Annotated in this window: 15 protein-coding genes and 1 pseudogene; 6 read left to right on the forward strand and 10 right to left on the reverse strand. The window is 52.2% G+C overall.

The genetic code is table 11. The annotated features are described in order from the left end of the window. Positions 1-3: 3 nt before the first annotated feature. Both EPYR_RS00455 and rfaQ read right to left on the reverse strand, forming a co-directional pair. A complete protein-coding gene (locus EPYR_RS00455; protein ID WP_012666474.1) occupies positions 4-1131 on the reverse strand; it encodes a glycosyltransferase family 4 protein in 1128 nt (375 codons plus the stop codon). Further along, on the reverse strand, positions 1128-2201 hold the full coding sequence (rfaQ, locus tag EPYR_RS00460; RefSeq protein ID WP_012666475.1) for a putative lipopolysaccharide heptosyltransferase III: 1074 nt from the start codon (positions 2199-2201) through the stop codon (positions 1128-1130). The genes EPYR_RS00455 and rfaQ overlap by 4 nt, the downstream gene beginning before the upstream one ends. Positions 2202-2361: 160 nt before the next feature. Between rfaQ and EPYR_RS00465 the strand changes: the two genes are divergently transcribed. Continuing rightward, on the forward strand, positions 2362-3318 hold the full coding sequence (locus EPYR_RS00465; RefSeq protein WP_012666476.1) for a polysaccharide deacetylase family protein: 957 nt from the start codon (positions 2362-2364) through the stop codon (positions 3316-3318). Position 3319: 1 nt separating this feature from the next. Next, a complete protein-coding gene (locus tag EPYR_RS00470; protein WP_012666477.1) occupies positions 3320-4423 on the forward strand; it encodes a glycosyltransferase family 9 protein in 1104 nt (367 codons plus the stop codon). A 12-nt stretch (positions 4424-4435) separates the two neighbouring features. Here the strand turns inward: EPYR_RS00470 and EPYR_RS00475 are convergent. From EPYR_RS00475 to envC, 8 genes and pseudogenes are all read right to left on the reverse strand, one after another. Next, positions 4436-5417, reverse strand: a pseudogene (locus EPYR_RS00475) (glycosyltransferase family 2 protein). After that, complete coding sequence (locus EPYR_RS00480) at positions 5411-6655, reverse strand: O-antigen ligase family protein (RefSeq protein ID WP_012666479.1); 1245 nt, start codon at positions 6653-6655, stop codon at positions 5411-5413. The pseudogene EPYR_RS00475 and the gene EPYR_RS00480 overlap by 7 nt, the downstream one beginning before the upstream one ends. A 20-nt stretch (positions 6656-6675) precedes the next feature. Then, on the reverse strand, positions 6676-7842 hold the full coding sequence (locus EPYR_RS00485; RefSeq protein WP_012666480.1) for a glycosyltransferase: 1167 nt from the start codon (positions 7840-7842) through the stop codon (positions 6676-6678). Next, positions 7839-8804 (reverse strand): lipopolysaccharide heptosyltransferase RfaC, encoded by a 966-nt coding sequence (gene rfaC, locus EPYR_RS00490; protein WP_012666481.1) that lies wholly within the window; start codon positions 8802-8804, stop codon positions 7839-7841. The genes EPYR_RS00485 and rfaC overlap by 4 nt, the downstream gene beginning before the upstream one ends. Continuing rightward, entirely contained in the window at positions 8805-9851 is a 1047-nt protein-coding gene (gene rfaF / locus EPYR_RS00495; protein ID WP_012666482.1) for an ADP-heptose--LPS heptosyltransferase RfaF, read from the reverse strand. A gap of 14 nt (positions 9852-9865) precedes the next feature. After that, positions 9866-10798 carry an ADP-glyceromanno-heptose 6-epimerase gene (rfaD, locus tag EPYR_RS00500; RefSeq protein WP_012666483.1) on the reverse strand — a complete coding sequence of 311 codons (933 nt, stop codon included), beginning with the start codon at positions 10796-10798 and terminating at the stop codon, positions 9866-9868. Positions 10799-10990: 192 nt separating this feature from the next. After that, the gene (locus EPYR_RS00505; RefSeq protein WP_012666484.1) at positions 10991-11905 is read right to left on the reverse strand and encodes a divergent polysaccharide deacetylase family protein; all 915 of its coding nucleotides are present in this window, start codon (positions 11903-11905) and stop codon (positions 10991-10993) included. Between the two features lie 6 nt (positions 11906-11911). Next, complete coding sequence (gene envC, locus EPYR_RS00510) at positions 11912-13219, reverse strand: murein hydrolase activator EnvC (RefSeq protein WP_012666485.1); 1308 nt, start codon at positions 13217-13219, stop codon at positions 11912-11914. Between the two features lie 350 nt (positions 13220-13569). Here envC and EPYR_RS00515 point away from each other — a divergent pair, with 350 nt between their 5' ends. The 4 genes from EPYR_RS00515 (at position 13570) to gpsA (ending at position 15855) form a co-directional block, all read left to right on the forward strand. Further along, complete coding sequence (locus tag EPYR_RS00515) at positions 13570-14001, forward strand: rhodanese-like domain-containing protein (protein ID WP_012666486.1); 432 nt, start codon at positions 13570-13572, stop codon at positions 13999-14001. 39 nt (positions 14002-14040) lie between these two features. Further along, on the forward strand, positions 14041-14292 hold the full coding sequence (gene grxC / locus EPYR_RS00520) for a glutaredoxin 3 (RefSeq protein ID WP_012666487.1): 252 nt from the start codon (positions 14041-14043) through the stop codon (positions 14290-14292). A gap of 82 nt (positions 14293-14374) precedes the next feature. Continuing rightward, positions 14375-14836, forward strand: coding sequence for a protein-export chaperone SecB (secB, locus tag EPYR_RS00525; protein WP_012666488.1), 462 nt, complete (start codon positions 14375-14377; stop codon positions 14834-14836). After that, positions 14836-15855 carry an NAD(P)H-dependent glycerol-3-phosphate dehydrogenase gene (gene gpsA / locus EPYR_RS00530; protein ID WP_012666489.1) on the forward strand — a complete coding sequence of 340 codons (1020 nt, stop codon included), beginning with the start codon at positions 14836-14838 and terminating at the stop codon, positions 15853-15855. The genes secB and gpsA overlap by 1 nt, the downstream gene beginning before the upstream one ends. Positions 15856-15896 lie beyond the last annotated feature (41 nt).

Genomic DNA, 15896 nt, shown 5'->3' on the forward strand with positions numbered 1-15896 from the left:
GGGTTAATCCAGAATCTGTTGATAAAGGGAAATCAGCTGTTGCGACAGGCGTTGAGGGGTTGACCCCATTACCTGCTCGCGGGCATGTAAGGCCATCTGACTGCCGCTGGCCTGTTCGGGGAGCGCCATAATGGCGTCACGCAGTGCAGCGATATCCAGCGCATCGCAGATATAGCCATTTTCGCCGGGACGAATAAACTCGCTGCCGCCACAGGTGGTGGAGGTAATCACCGGTAAACCGCAGGCCATCGCCTCCAGGACAACATTAGGGAAGGGATCGTACAGCGTCGGCAGCAGCAGGCCGTCTGCTGCCTGATACCAGGGACGCGTATCGGCCTGCATGCCGGCAAAAATGACCCGCTCGGCGCAGCCGAGTTCGCTGGCCAACGCCCGATATTGCTGTTCCGCTTTGTCTTTACCTACCACCACCAGATAGCGGTTGGTGCCTGCCAGCGCGCGGATCGCCGCTGCCAGTCCTTTACGTTCAAAACCGGAACCGACATAGATAAGCAGGCTGGCGGCAGGCGGCAGGGAGAGCTGCTTTCTTATCTGTATACGCTGCTGCTTATCCACCGGAACAAACTGAGTGGTATTAATCGCGTTGTAGATGACGTGAATTTTGTCGCTGGCAACGCCGAACCGCTCGATGATCTCCTGCCTGACCATGTGCGCGTTGCAGATCACCGCTTTCAGTTCAGGAGCCTGATACATAGCCCGCTCGGCCTCCATCACATAGCTATGGTAACGGTTAGCCAGCAGCAGCTTCTGGCGCCAGGCAGGGAGCAGGCGGCAGCGCTGTTCCAGCCAGCGCTGGTGAACACCGTCTCCGGCTCGATAGATATCGCAACCGACAATACGCTCGTGGCTCTGGACAATGTCGAATTTTTCTCGCTGCCAGACTGCGCGCGCAGCGCTGGCAAAGCCGCGCTCGCGGCTTATGCGCCCCCATTTTATCGGGTTGCACAGGTGCAAATGCCAGTTATCTTGACGTTCGCCTTGCCATTGACGGGTAATCACGTTCAGGTCGAGCGCCTGCTGATCCAGGGCTTCCAGCGCGCGGGCGATAAAGCGCTCAGCGCCGCCGTCTGGACGGTATTTCTGCCGGACTATCGCCAGCCGAATGGGTTTCATGCTAATAATCTCCTGGCCGCGTCCAGTACGGTTTCTGTCGGGATCGCATCAAGATAACGCTCTGAGGTTTGGGTATCGACGCTGTCCGGGTCCGGCAGCGGTGCGAAATCTCCCGCCCAGATAACCTCGCCGTTTACCTGCCACGGCCGCCAGAACACCAGTTTGGACGGGCCAAACAGCGCTATGCAGGGCGTTCTTAATGCCGCAGCCATATGCATCGGAACCGAATCAACGCCGATAAACAGCCGGGCTTCGTCAATCAGCGCCGCCAGCTGATTCAGCGTCAGCTGGCCTGCCAGTGAAATCACCTTGTCGTCTGACGATAAGCGGCTGATGATGTTTTTAACCATGCCAAGCTCTTTCGTATCGGGACCAGAGGTCAGCACGATGGTATGTCCGTCATCACACAGTGACTGTAACACGGTGGCGAATTTCTCTTCGCTCCAGCATTTAAAAAACCAGCGCGAGGTCGGCTGCACCACAATGTATTTCTCTGTGCCGTTTAGCCGCTGGCGAACGGCCTGGTCATCCGCCTGCGAATAATGCATTCCTACCGTGTTGTCGAGAGTGGCGAGATTCAGAGGGAGAAGCAGCGAGAGATTTTGTTCGACGGTATGCATATTCTGATGTTGGTCGGTGGCAACCAGATGCGTATGGCACCGCTGCCAGAGCAGGCCCTGGCGTTTGGGGAAATTGAAGCCCAGCCGAACCGGAGCGGCAGTAAAACGCGTAATGATGGCACTTCGCCACTGATCCGCCAGGTTAACCACCACGTCATACCGTTGATGTTTCAGGGTTTTTAGCAGCCGCCACTCCTGGCCGAGCTGAAAACGTAACCCCTTTTTCTTCCATGTACGGTCGATCGCATAAATCTGGTGAATATCCGGATGACAGGCGAGCATGGCACGGGTTTCTTCATACAGCAGTACGTCGATTTTAGCTTCAGGCCAGGCCGCTTTCAACGAGCGGATCACCGGGGTGGTGAGTAGCATATCGCCGTGGTGGCGGAATTTAATCACCAGGATGCGTTCAGGCTGGTGGGGAGAAAGCGGCAGGTCCGAATGTTTCATGCTATATCGCTGTTCAGTAAGCCAGTCACTGATTCTAAAGCAGTCGTCTTAGCGTGGCCAGCACCGCATCAGTAGCCTTAATGGCTGGCAGAATAATTTTGCGCAATCGGCGTTCGCTACGTAACATAACCCGCATCTAAGCCACCGTGCAGGAAGGAAAATGGGTAAGCCCGCGTTTATCATCACCATCGATACCGAAGGCGATAACCTTTGGCAAAATCATGATCGGATCATGACGGAAAACACCCATTTTTTGCCGCGTTTTCAGCAACTCTGCGAGAAATATACGTTCAAACCCACCTGGCTGACCAACTACGAGATGGCCGTTGACCCGGCGTATGTTGAGTTCGCTCGCGATGTTATCGCCCGTAACAGCGGTGAGATAGGTATGCATCTGCATGCCTGGAACAGTCCACCGCTGTATGACCTCACTGGAGATGACTGGCGGCATAAACCCTATCTGATTGAATACCCGGAAGATAACATCAGGGAAAAGGTCATTTATATGACTCGCCTGCTGGAAGATACTTTACAGGTAAAAATGCGCAGCCATCGGGCGGGGCGCTGGGCATTTAATGCCTTTTATGCCCGGTTACTGATTGAGCAAGGTTACCAGGTGGATTGTTCTGTTACCCCGCGCGTGAACTGGCAGTTTTCCCCCGGAAACCCGGAAGGTAACGGCGGCACGAATTATCAGCATTTCCCCGATCGCGCCTATTTTATTAATGAACAGGATATTGCTAAGGCGGGGAACTCTGCGCTGCTTGAAGTGCCGATGAGCATTCAATACAAGCATCCACCGTTAATGAATCAGGTGAAAACGGTCTACGATCGCCTGCGTGGTAAGCAGCGTAGCCCTTCAGTGCACTGGTTACGCCCGATGCGGAGGAACCTGGCGCAGATGATCCAGGTTGCGGAGAAAACGCTGGCAAACGGCAGCGATTATGTTGAATTTATGCTGCACTCCTCCGAATTTATGCCCGGCGGCAGCCCGACATTTAAGACCGGAGCCGACATTGAAGTGCTGTATAACGATCTGGAGCAGCTATTCGACTGGCTGCATATAAGAACAGTGGGTATGACATTGTCAGAATATTATCAGGAAAAAGTGAGCTAACATGTCGAAGAAATGGAAGATTAATCTCACAAATTGGTTTCTGAGTAATTATACCGTTAAACACGGACGCCTGGAAAACAAGGAGAACTTCGACGCTGCCCTCTCGTTCGATAATATTGTTATCTATTCCACCACCGCACTTGGCGACTTCATGTTTAATACGCCAGCGATCCGTGCCGTACGTGAAAGATATCCAGATGCACATATCACTTTGGTGGTTCATGAAAAAAATCGTGAGCTGGTGGAGGGAGGTAAAGACTATAACCGTGTCGTTTACTGGAACAGTAAAATAAAAACTCTTATGCCATTGCTGAAGTCTTTACGTGAGCATCAGCCCGACCTGGCGATTATTCTGCACTCACACCTGCCGTATGATGTTATCAGCGCCATAATGGCCGGCGCCAAATATGTGATAAGAGATAACTACAGTTCGGGGATCAGCGGGCTTGAGCAATGGCTGACTAACTATATTTTCCACTACTACGGTCATTTCATCCGTCGTAAACTTGAGTTAATTTCCGTTCTGGGATGCCGTAGCGACGATCCCACCATGTTCATTCCCGCTCCTTATCAGGCGGCCATCAGAGATCCTCATAAAACAACGATTGGCTTCCAGCTGGGTGCTTCTACTGAATCTCGCTGCTGGCCCGTTTCACACTACGTCAAACTCGCGCAGCAGCTGGTTGCACAGCATGATAATGTGCAGATAGTGCTGATTGGCGGTGGTGGCGATGAAAATAAAGCCCGGCAATTTATGGCTCAGGTGAATGAGCAAACCCGCAGCTTTATAGACGACCGCGTTGGTAAAACAGGATTACAGCAACTGATTACGCTTATTGACGGTTTTGATGTCCTGGTTACCGGTGATACAGGGCCGTTACATCTTGCAGTGGCATTGAAAGCCAAAACCATTAGCCTGTTTGTGACCGCCGATCCACGTACCACTGGGCCGATCCAGGATAATGACCTTCATTGTATTATTCACGCTTCCCGCAGCGGGTTTACCCTGCCATTGGAAGCAGAAAGCCCCGTTGGCGTGATTCAGCCTCAACGCGTATACGACGAGGCCGTGAGGCTTTTAGGACTGCTTCCAAGGGCATCCTGACGGCTTACCGCACTATTTTTTGCAAAACAGGCGGATTCTGGACAATAACATATCCACCTGAGGGTAGCGCATTTGCCAGATCNTTTTTTGCCGGCACCGAGGAGCCAGCGCAAAGGCGCGCTGCCTGCTGCAATGTGGCAATGGTCTGTTTATTATAGTGGTAATAACCATAGGCTGCTTTGGTGAGACTCTTTACTTCACCAAAACAGTTAACGATCATCCTTGCCGCCAGGTTTTTTAGTGCGCTATTTTCCGTCTTTTTTGCGGCGTAGTGCTCCATTTTCTTTATCGCAAAAAGCATATCTTCAATATCTGCAGGTTTCACATTCCGGGTAATTCCCTGAGAGTTGTCGCGATAGAAGTAAAGCGTATGATCGAGATGAGCCATCCTTTCACTTTTAAAGTAAATGAACGGTGTAAAAATAACATCCTCGTAGCGACGCCCTGATTCAAAACGTTCCTTATCTAACAGTTCACGTTTATAAACCCTGTTCCAAAGATGCCACATCGATTGGGTAAAAAGGGGTTCAAGACAGCTTATGCCCTTTTTTTCAAAGTCATATTCATGGATGCGAACGCCCTCTTGTTTATGGATTTCAGGCGGATTATGAATAAATCGCTGATAATCAAAATCGATAAGATCATACTGACCAGAAAGTAAAACGGGTTTCAGTATGTCGACATAGTGCGGGCTTAACACATCGTCCCCGTCAAGAAAAGTCATATAGCGCCCGCTGGCGTGTTGCATGCCGACATTGCGTGTACTGGCAATGCCGGAATTCTGTTGCGCAATATAGCGAACCCTGGCTTCAGGGTAGCGTGCAAGACATTGTGACGCCAGGTGCGCAGAATTATCTGACGAGCCGTCATTGATTAAAATGACTTCTATATCATTGCCGATTTGGCTGAATAAAGATTCAAGGCAGGGGATAAGAAACGCTTCATTATTAAAAAATGGCACAATGACGCTGAGTAACGGGGGGGAGGTTAACATACGGCCTGCTCCGTCACAGTTTGATTTTTTTTCGTCGACAGGATACTGGCGATAATCGCTAATAAGAAGATTGCAGTCGCCTCGGTACTGAAGAAAATAACATCACTCAGTCCATAGATGACCATCGCCACAGCCAATCCAAACAGCATCGCATTACGCGGTAGCCTGAAAGCGAGTACTATCAGGCTGCCATAAAATGCTAATAACAGAACGACTCCCCAGATCCCTTTCAGTGACCAGGTTTCAAGGATTTCATTATGCATATGCACGGTCAGGTAGCGTTTGGCATTAAAGAGTTGTGGATCTGCCTGAATGATTTTCACGGCCTCACTGGCACGGTGTTCTGCAGATTGACCAAGTGGCGCCTCGCTACCCGTGCGGATGGCGACCACCTGCATCCATACGCGAGAGAACACCGAATTCTCTGAATTAATATCATTGATGGCTACAATATTTTTTTCAAAATCATGTATTCTGCTCATCACCAGGTCTTTAAAAATTAAACTGGTTGAGGTAAGGAGTACAGGGATCAACAGGATTATAGTGATCTTATGACGTACGGTAATAATGTTTTTTGTCACCATTACCGTAAGCAGAATAAGGATCGGGTAAGCTATCATTGCCGCCCGGGTGCCGGTGAGAATAATGGCGGAATAACTAAGCATAAACGCGGCGATATAAAACCCCAGGCGGTAGCGGATTTTATGCATCAGGATCGACTGCATCATCACCAGGCTAATGGCTGTAAGCAGATAGGCGACTATGGTTGTGCGGTCAAAGTTTAGCTCGATTCTGGACTGAAGCAGCCAAAATCTTTGATAGAGCGCGTATGTGTTAACCAACAGCCCAACGGCTATACTCACCCCAAGCGTTATTTTCTGCATGGCAATACGCTCGTTCAGCGCGACCAGACTAATCACCGACATGGCGATAACTAAGCGTGCAGTCGACATATAAGATCGATATATATCGATATATGGCCCCGGTTGCTTAAATGCTACAAGCCAAAATATCGTTCCCAAACCGAAAGCAAGAAATAACAACGAGACAACAAGCTTAAGTTTATCCAGTGTGTAATATCTTATGTTTAAAACAATTGCGATAAATGAAATATAACTGGCAACATAAAAGATATCCTTGCCGAATTTCAGACCGAAAGGAACGGTAGCAAAAGCAATCGCACAACATGTATAAATCAGGTAACTCAATGCGGGGTGCGGACTTTTCTCTGTCAACATAATAACGGCAATCCTAAAAATTACTGTCCGGTAAAAAGATTGAGTGTGTTGTCAAACTCTTTCTTAAACACATCAAAGCTTAATGATTGTATGGAGTCATTCTGCGCGTTAAGGCTTAAATGGCGATATGTCTCTTCCACCATCAACTTTTCTACTGCATCAGCGCACTCAATATGAGACAGCAGCTTCGGTGGAGCCATCTTGTCATGCACCGGATCGTAAACGTCATAGGGAAAATCAACGTGTAACCCTGAAAGTTTGTGATGTTCCATGACCGACACCTTTGGTGAGATCCCCAATCCGCATACGCCATCGCTTACTGCTTCTGGCTGACCATCGACAAGCGGGAAAATCACCGGGACGCCGTAATAGAGCGCCTCCATACAAGACAAGCCGAAAGGCTCAGTGATTGGAGTGCTCATGTAAATATCAATGCGGTTAAAGAAATCAGATACATTATGCTGAAAACCACTGAACGTGACGCGATCGCTCAACTGCAGTTTTTGCACCAGAGTTTCAAAGGCCTCTTTGTCAGGACCCTTTCCGGCGATTTCCATCATAACGTCATGACCACGGCGGATTAATTCATGCAGCGTCAGCAATGACACGCTGATCCCCTTCAGGCTGACTAAACGCGATGCCGTACCGAGTCGCAGCGGTGTATGGAGTGCTCTTGGTTGATGACTTATGCCGACCGGGGTTTTAATACGGTTAAGTACTACCGGGTTAGGGCAAGGCAGGTTGAAACGCAATTCCATGACTCTTTTCGAAGCATGTGAAGCTGAAATTACGCCGTCCAGCATGGAAAAAAAACGTAGCGTTTTTGCGTTACGCGCATAGCGCCACGAACAGCCGTGATCGTAGTAGAGCAGTTTGCCCCGTTTAGGTTTGGCAGACAGTCCGGGGATCAGATCCCAGACAATGATGACATCGGCATTGGCTCTGAATATTTTCCATTGCAGCAGATACTTACGCAAAAATTGTGGACAGCGTAGCGATAACTTATTGAATAACCGCGTAGCGAAGGTCACCTGTTGCTGCGGCATTTGGCGCTCAATTTCTTCACCAATATCATTGCTTACACAGATTACCGCATTGCTGCCATCAGTGGTTTCATTGATGTATTGCAGAAACAGGCGCTCGACACCGCCCATTTTTGCCAAATTGATAATATGGAGTTTTTTCATGCGATAACCTGCTGCAGCGCTGTCTGAACTGTCTCAGCGGTAAGTGTTGCCATGTTTTTGTCAGGTGAAATTAACGCCTGTTGATTTTTGCCATAGCCACCAATTAGCCCCGGGTCGGTGGGGCCGTACAGGGTAATATTGGGGCGGTCAAGTGCGGCGGTAAGGTGGCTTAGCCCGGTATCGACTGACACCACGGCGCGTGCACCGGCCAGCGTACGTGCGACCTGCTCCAGCGTCAGTCTGGGCAGCACCTCAACAAAGTCAAAACCCTCTGCTAATCGCAGCGCGCGCTGGTATTCATGTTCGGCTCCCCACGGCAATTTAATGTGCAGACCTGCTGGCTGTACCAAAGCGATCAGCTCACGCCAGTGGCTCTCCGGCCAGTGTTTGTTATCGCGGGTGGTGGCATGCAGGAAAACCAGATACTGCCCGGCATCCTCAGGCAACGCCTGGGTAAAGTGCTGAGCGATAGCATAGTCACCCGTTGTTGCAGGTAGCGGATAATTCAGACTTTTGGCGAACAGCTCGCGGGTACGCTGTACCGCATGTTGTTGTTTGCTGATTTCATAGCGTTTGTCGTACCACCAGCTGGCAAAGGGTTCCCGGGCGCTACGACTATCGGCACCATGTTTTATGCCTCTTGCCAAGCGGGTAACCAGTGCAGCGCTCTTGATCAAACCCTGAGCATCGATGATGGCATCATATTCACACGCTTGCAGTTCACGTTTAAACCTTACGCGCTCTTCGCGCACCTGGCTGCCAAACCAGTGTTTGCGCCAGCGGCGTATCGCCACCGGCAGCACGCGGTCAACCGCCGGGTGCCAGCAGGGGATCTGGGCAAAGCCTTCCTCCACCACCCAATCAAAACGAATAGCAGGAATAGCGTGCATTGCGTCAGTCAGCGCGGGCAGAGAGTGCAGTACGTCCCCCATCGAGGAGGTTTTAATCATCAGAACCCGCATTCAAACTCCTGACGTGGGGTGAAGCATGTCCAGTTCGGCCATGACCCGTTCTGGCGTAATATCGACCAGGCTCTGGTGATAGCCTTCATCGGCGTCCCCTTTGCGCAGTTTGTGATAGCCGGTAATCAAACGAATGACCCGCGCTTTCTCAGACAGCGGCGGGGTAAAATCCGGGCTACTTGGACCATACAGTGCAATCAGCGGGCGTTCCAGCGCGGCAGCAATATGCATCAGCCCGGAGTCATTGCTAACGACGGCGTGACAGCAGGCCAGCAGAATGACGGCCTGTTCAAGCCGGGTTTCTCCGGCAAGATTGCGGCAATGCTGACGTGAGTCTTCCGACAGGCTCGCCAGAATGTGCTGCCCGGTGTCACGGTCTTTGGCAGAACCAAACAGCACAACCTGATAACCCTGGTCGATAAGCTGTTGCGCCAGCGTGGCGTAGTGATAATGCGGCCAGCGTTTGGCCGGGCCGAATTCCGCGCCGGGACAGAAGCCGATTATCGGCCGCTGGCTATCCAGTTTAAAGACCCTGATGGTGGCCTGTTTTTCTGCGTCCTGTACCTTAAGCTCAGGGCGCAGCAGCGGCTGCGGCAGATCGTTTGCGCTGCGGATGCTGGCTTTGTCATAGCCCAACGCCACATAGCGCTGCACCATCAGTGGAAAGGCATTTTTATCCAATACGCGCAGATCATTCAACAGCCCGTAGCGCATCTCGCCGCGCCAGCCGGTACGGCGTGGAATGGCGGCAAAAAAGGGCACAAGCGCAGATTTAAACGAGCCAGGCAGCACGATTGCACGGTCATAGCCTGTCGCCCGCAACGCCTTACCCAGGCGACGGCGTTCAGCAATTTGTAGCGCACCATGACCCAGCGGCATCGGCAATGCCTGGTTAACTTCCGGCATGCGTGACAGTAATGGACGGCACCACGCGGGTGCCATGACATCGATGGTCGCTGCAGGATTTTCGGCTTTCAGGGTGCGGTACAGGCTGTGCGACATCATCATATCGCCGACCCAGGAAGGGCCGATAACCAGAATTTTCATCTGCGAACCGTCCCTTACGCTTTACGGTTAAGCCACGCCATATAGTCCGCGACACCTTCCGCAACGGTTTTGAAGGGCTTATCGTAGCCGGCTGCACGCAGTTTGGTCTGATCGGCCAGCGTGAATTCCTGATAACGACCTTTCAGTTTTTCCGGGAAAGGGATGTATTCGATTTCACCGCTCTGATGGTACTTCAACGCGGCATCGGCGACTTCCTGGAAGGATTCAGCACGACCTGTACCGCAGTTAAAGATACCGGAGACGGCATTTTCCCAGAACCACAAATTCACTGCGGCAACATCCTCAACGTAAATAAAGTCGCGTTTGAAGCCGTCGCTGCCTGCGAACAATTTCGGGTTTTCGCCCTGATTCAGCTGCGTGTTGAGATGGAACGCCACGCTCGCCATGCTGCCTTTGTGCCCTTCACGCGGCCCGTAGACGTTGAAATAACGGAAACCACATACCTGCGACTGCGCTTCCGGCAGAATGTCACGCACGTAGTGGTCAAACAGCATTTTAGAGTAGCCGTAAACATTCAGCGGCTGTTCGTACTGGCGTTCTTCGATAAAGTCGGCGTTACGACCACCGTAAGTGGCGGCAGATGAGGCATACAGGAACGGAACCTGATGTTCCAGGCACCAGTGCAGTAGCTCTTTTGAATACTGATAGTTGTTATCCATCATGTATTTGCCATCCCACTCGGTCGTGGAAGAACACGCGCCTTCATGGAAAATGGCTTCTACATCGCCGAAGTCTTCATCTGCCAGAATCGCAATCAGGAAGTCTTCTTTATCCATGTAGTCGGCGATATTCAGGTCGGCAAGGTTAGCGAATTTAGTGCCGTCTTTCAGGTTGTCGACCACCAGAATATCGGTTATACCCTTGTCATTAAGCGCTTTAATGATGTTACTACCAATGAATCCAGCACCGCCGGTAACGATAATCATGAGCTATAACCCTAAACAGTGGGGTGAAACAGGACGCTCCACGCGCGAATGGTTCACATCATAACATTTCCACGCGTCACCGACAGCCTGGGGAATCTGTAACGCGCCTGAGTTGATGCGACGTTTGTTTATACGACAGGCAACATATTATTGTGCATGTTGCCTTCTGGGGGCAGTAAACGCCGCCCCGGTTTAAAAGTGAAACTTCACGGAAAGTTTGCTGGCAGTCTCTTGCACCATTTGGTTGTGCTTAATGCTCTCGGTGATGGTTTCCAGCGCCCGCGTTGCCGGAACCGGAACCGCTTTTACCGGGCAAACTGAACCGCCACGGAAAGGGTTACGCGGTTTCAGCGGATGTGCAGGCAAAGGGGCAGGTTTAACAGGCTGTGTTGCATTGAGCAACTGACTTGGGCGCTCCAGGATAATGTCTGCGGGTAAGCCTGGCAGCATCTGCTGGAGTACTCTGACCGTGGACGGGTGAGGATGGCCTATGGCAATGGCCGAGCCGTCACGTTGGGCGAGGCGCACCGCACGAGTGAACTGCACGCGGATATCCGCTTCATTCTGGCTGTCGTCCAGAAATACCCAGCGTTTAACCACCTTCACATTCGTACCTTCGGCTGCGCGGGTGGCCTGACTGTTGCCGATAGTCATGCTGTCAAGGAAGTAAAAATGATAGTGATTAAGTATCTGCATCACTTTCTGCATCGCCGGCAGGCTTGAAGTCATCGCGCTACCCATGTGGTTATTCAGACCGACGGCATAGGGCACTGCGGCAGCGGCCTCCCGGATGATTCGTCCGATTTCTTCAGTGGGCATATCCGGGCGCAGGGTGTCTTTCTCCAGCGGCTGTTTGCTCAGTGGAGCCATCGGCAGATGGATCAGCACTTCATGGCCGCTTTGGTGGGCTTTAGTGGCCATTTCTCGTGCGTGTGGGGCATTAGGCAGCACGGCGACGGAAATGGCAGCAGGCATCTGTAACACCTGCTGTTCCAGCGCGGGGCGATAGCCAAAATCATCAATGACAATCGAAAGCTTACCCGCCCAGGCCGGGCTGGCGATAGCGATGGCAATCAGCGCCTCGCCGAGTTTTCGCAGTGGTTGCATCAAAACTTATCTTCCTAACCACGGTAGTGGATTGACGGCCTGTCCCTGGCGGCGGATTTCAAAATAGAGTGAAGGTGTACCACGGCCACCGCTGGTGCCGACCAGCGCAACGGGCTGCCCGGCGTGTACCTGGGTCCCCACGCTGACCAGCGCGCTCTGGTTGTAGCCATACAGGCTCATATCGCCCTTACCGTGCTCAATCACCACCACCAGACCGTACCCTTGCAGCCAGTCGGCCATCAGCACGCGTCCATCGGCGATCGCTTTGACTTCGGTCCCTTCAGGGGCACCAATCACCAGTCCTTTCCAGCGCAGCTCTCCCTGTAACTGTTCGCCAAAGCGGTGTTCAATACTGCCGCGAACTGGCCATAGCGCCTGTCCCGCTGGCCGCCCAAGCCCGCCGGTACGCGATATCAGGGCGCGCTCGCTGTCGGTAGGTTTATAGGTCGAGCCTTTACTTTTGGCCTGCGCTTCACGCTGGCGCACTTTCTCGGCTTCACGCGCTTCCTGCTCTGCCCGCGCCCTGGCCTCACGTTCAGCTTTGGCCAGCTTATCGCGCAGACGAATTTCGTTATGCTGTAGCTCAACCAGCTGCGCCTGATCTTTTTCTAAAGAGGACTCAAGGCTAGTCAGGGTTTTTTTACGCGCCTGGCGCGCCCCTTCCAGCTTCTGTGTCTGTGACTGCTGCTGCGTTAACAGGGATCTTTGTTGCGCATGCTTATCGACCAGGCTGGTCTTTTGCAGCGTCAGGTCGCTTCGCGTCTGTTTGAGTGCCTCAATTGCTTTTTGCCGTGCCTCATTCAGGTAGCCAAAATAAGCCAGTATGCGTTCGCTACGTTGGCTCTCTTCACCGCTCAGTATGAGCTGGAAACCACTATGCTGGCCCTGACGGAATGCGGCATCGAGCTGTGCGCCAAGACTGGATTCCTGCTGCTTTTGCCGCTGCTGAAGGTGACTAATTGAGGCGGTCAGGCTGGTTATCTCTTTATTTAGCGCAGACAGGGTGTTCTGCGTGACGCGCAACTGACGGCTGGCTTGCGCAATAATTTTTTCCTGACTTTGCAGCTGATCAAGCAGTTCGCTGCGCTGCCGTTTTTGCAGCTGTACGCTTTTCTCTTTCGCCGCGATGTCCTGCTGAATGCTTTGCAGCTGTGATTTGCTGTCTTCGGCTGCCTGCGCAAAAAAAGAGAATAACAGTGCGCCGGTGCAGAGTGCACTGGCGGTCAGGATGGACAAGCTTGCACGTTGAGGCCGTGCTTTCACCTGCAGATAACGCGGGGTCCATGAATGTAACACTGTTACTTTATCCCTCATAGCTGCGGATTATTTCACGATGAACAGCAGCTTACCAGCCGTCTCTCGGTGATTTTCTATTTCTGGTGTAACAATTCCCGCCTGACGTGCGCAGCAGCGAACGCGTTGATGTTGGCAGGCAAACGGTTAATCAGCATGTGCAAATATGTGAGATTGCGCAACAATTAACCGCTTAAGATCGCTACGATGTCATCACAGGATAACCGTTTTCACTGATGGCAACTTTTTTTTGTAATCTGTCGCAGAAAACATAACTCTGAAGGGCTTCTCGACTGTACATGGCACTCCTGGCAGGTATACTCAGAACCCTTGTTTTCGCTTATTAACCCTTTCGGGAGTTGTTACCCCTCATGCAAGATATTATGCAGTTCGCAGGCAATCACACCATTTTAGCTTTGGCGTGGGTTGTTCTGCTGGTTTTGGTGATCGTGACCACCGTTAAGGGCATGTTCTCCAAAGTAAAAGTGATTAGCCGTGGTGAAGCGACCCGATTAATTAACAAAGAAGAAGCCGTGGTAGTAGATGTGCGTGGGCGTGATGATTACCGCAAGGGCCATATTTCCAATGCAATTAACGTGCTGGCGGCAGAGATCAAAAAAGGCAGCTACGGCGAGCTGGAAAAACACAAAGCCCAGCCGCTGATCGTGGTGTGTGCTACCGGCACCTCAGCTGGCGAATCCGCAGCGCAACTTAGTGCAGCGGGTTACGAGCAGGTGTACGTGCTGAAAGATGGCGTTTCCGGCTGGAGCAGCGAGAACCTGCCATTGGTTCGCGGCAAATAACCCGTAGAACCGCGATCGATTCATTGTTGGAGGGCCGGCATGGCTACTGTTGAGATTTACACCAAATCGACCTGTCCTTTCTGCCATCGGGCGAAAGCGCTGCTGGACCAGAAAGGTGCCAGCTATCAGGAAATCCCGATTGATGGGGACGCCACCCTGCGAGAGGTGATGATAAAACGCAGCGGCCGGACCACGGTTCCTCAAATTTTTATTGATGCACAGCACATTGGTGGCTGTGATGACCTGTTTGCTCTTGACGGTCGTAACGGTCTTGAGGCGCTGTTAAAATAGGAAAGGCTGCGCACCTGGCGCACTGTTGCCTGTTTATCGCTGCCGCACTATAACGGATTATTCACTAATAGGGTTAAGTACCATGTCAGAACAAAACAATACCGAGATGTCTTTCCAGATCCAGCGTATTTATACTAAAGACATCTCTTTCGAAGCACCTAATGCGCCACAGGTTTTCCAGAAAGAGTGGGAGCCTGAAGTCAAGCTTGATCTCGATACTGCGTCGAGCCAGCTGTCTGACGATGTGTATGAGGTGGTGTTGCGCGTCACGGTGACCGCGACCGTGGGTGAAGACACTGCGTTCCTGTGTGAAGTTCAGCAGGCGGGCATCTTCTCAATTGGTGGCATCGAAGGCACCCAGATGGCACATTGCCTGGGTGCATACTGCCCGAATATCCTGTTCCCGTATGCCCGCGAATGCATCACCAGCCTGGTATCGCGTGGTACCTTCCCGCAGCTGAACCTTGCACCGGTTAACTTTGACGCGCTGTTTATGAATTATCTCCAGCAGTCAGAAGGTGCAGTGAAGCAGCAGGACGCGTAATGCGTAGCGCTTATGCTGCGATGAGCGTCATCGGTGCCGGTTCTTACGGCACCGCTTTGGCGATTACGCTGGCCCGTAACGGCCATAAGGTGGTGCTGTGGGGCCATAATCCCCGGCACCAGGCTCAGTTACAGGCCGACCGTTGTCACCGCGCTTTCCTTCCCGATGTGCCTTTTCCTGATTCATTGATAGTTGAAACCGACCTTGCGGCGGCGATAGCGGCCAGTCGCGATCTGCTGGTGGTGGTGCCGAGTCACGTATTTGGCGATGTATTGCAGCAAATCAAACCACACCTTCGTGCCGATTCGCGTTTGGTTTGGGCAACGAAAGGTCTGGAAAAAGAGACCGGGCGATTACTCCAGGATGTGGCGCGTGAGATCCTCGGGGATAACATTCCGCTGGCGGTGATATCGGGGCCAACCTTCGCTAAAGAGCTGGCGGCTGGCCTGCCAACCGCGATTGCACTGGCGGCCACGGATAGCATTTTTGCGGAAGAGCTACAGCAGCTGTTGCACTGCGGCAAAAGCTTCCGCGTGTATAACAATCCCGATTTTATTGGCGTGCAGCTGGGCGGAGCGGTGAAAAACGTTATCGCTATCGGCGCGGGCATCTCGGACGGCATTGGTTTTGGTGCCAATGCCCGCACCGCGTTAATCACCCGTGGGCTGGCAGAAATGAGCCGCCTTGGCGCGGCACTGGGTGCCGATCCCGCCACTTTTATGGGGATGGCCGGGTTGGGCGATTTAGTGCTGACATGCACGGATAACCAGTCACGTAACCGGCGCTTTGGCATGATGTTGGGGCAGGGCGCGGATGTTGAAGGCGCTCAGCAGGCTATCGGCCAGGTTGTCGAAGGTTTTCGCAATACGAAAGAAGTGAAAGTGCTGGCAGAGCGCTACGGTGTTGAGATGCCGATCACCGAGCAAATTTATCAGGTGCTCTATTGCGGAAAAAATGCGCACGATGCAGCATTGAGTTTGCTCGGGCGCACAAGGAAGGACGAGAACAACGGTAGTTAAGCCGAATCCACTGCGTAGTCGTCTGTGGCGTCTGACCGGCG

The sequence above is a fragment of the Erwinia pyrifoliae DSM 12163 genome (genome assembly GCF_000026985.1).
Classification (GTDB): domain Bacteria; phylum Pseudomonadota; class Gammaproteobacteria; order Enterobacterales; family Enterobacteriaceae; genus Erwinia; species Erwinia pyrifoliae.

Bases quoted from the DNA above. Each gene is read 5' to 3' on its own strand.
- EPYR_RS00455 (WP_012666474.1), bottom strand. From the start codon at position 1,131: ATGAAACCCATTCGGCTGGCGATAGTCCGGCAGAAATACCGTCCAGAC.
- rfaQ (WP_012666475.1), bottom strand. From the start codon at position 2,201: ATGAAACATTCGGACCTGCCGCTTTCTCCCCACCAGCCTGAACGCATC.
- EPYR_RS00465 (WP_012666476.1), top strand. From the start codon at position 2,362: ATGGGTAAGCCCGCGTTTATCATCACCATCGATACCGAAGGCGATAAC.
- EPYR_RS00470 (WP_012666477.1), top strand. From the start codon at position 3,320: ATGTCGAAGAAATGGAAGATTAATCTCACAAATTGGTTTCTGAGTAAT.
- EPYR_RS00480 (WP_012666479.1), bottom strand. From the start codon at position 6,655: ATGTTGACAGAGAAAAGTCCGCACCCCGCATTGAGTTACCTGATTTAT.
- EPYR_RS00485 (WP_012666480.1), bottom strand. From the start codon at position 7,842: ATGAAAAAACTCCATATTATCAATTTGGCAAAAATGGGCGGTGTCGAG.
- rfaC (WP_012666481.1), bottom strand. From the start codon at position 8,804: ATGCGGGTTCTGATGATTAAAACCTCCTCGATGGGGGACGTACTGCAC.
- rfaF (WP_012666482.1), bottom strand. From the start codon at position 9,851: ATGAAAATTCTGGTTATCGGCCCTTCCTGGGTCGGCGATATGATGATG.
- rfaD (WP_012666483.1), bottom strand. From the start codon at position 10,798: ATGATTATCGTTACCGGCGGTGCTGGATTCATTGGTAGTAACATCATT.
- EPYR_RS00505 (WP_012666484.1), bottom strand. From the start codon at position 11,905: ATGCAACCACTGCGAAAACTCGGCGAGGCGCTGATTGCCATCGCTATC.
- envC (WP_012666485.1), bottom strand. From the start codon at position 13,219: ATGAGGGATAAAGTAACAGTGTTACATTCATGGACCCCGCGTTATCTG.
- EPYR_RS00515 (WP_012666486.1), top strand. From the start codon at position 13,570: ATGCAAGATATTATGCAGTTCGCAGGCAATCACACCATTTTAGCTTTG.
- grxC (WP_012666487.1), top strand. From the start codon at position 14,041: ATGGCTACTGTTGAGATTTACACCAAATCGACCTGTCCTTTCTGCCAT.
- secB (WP_012666488.1), top strand. From the start codon at position 14,375: ATGTCAGAACAAAACAATACCGAGATGTCTTTCCAGATCCAGCGTATT.
- gpsA (WP_012666489.1), top strand. From the start codon at position 14,836: ATGCGTAGCGCTTATGCTGCGATGAGCGTCATCGGTGCCGGTTCTTAC.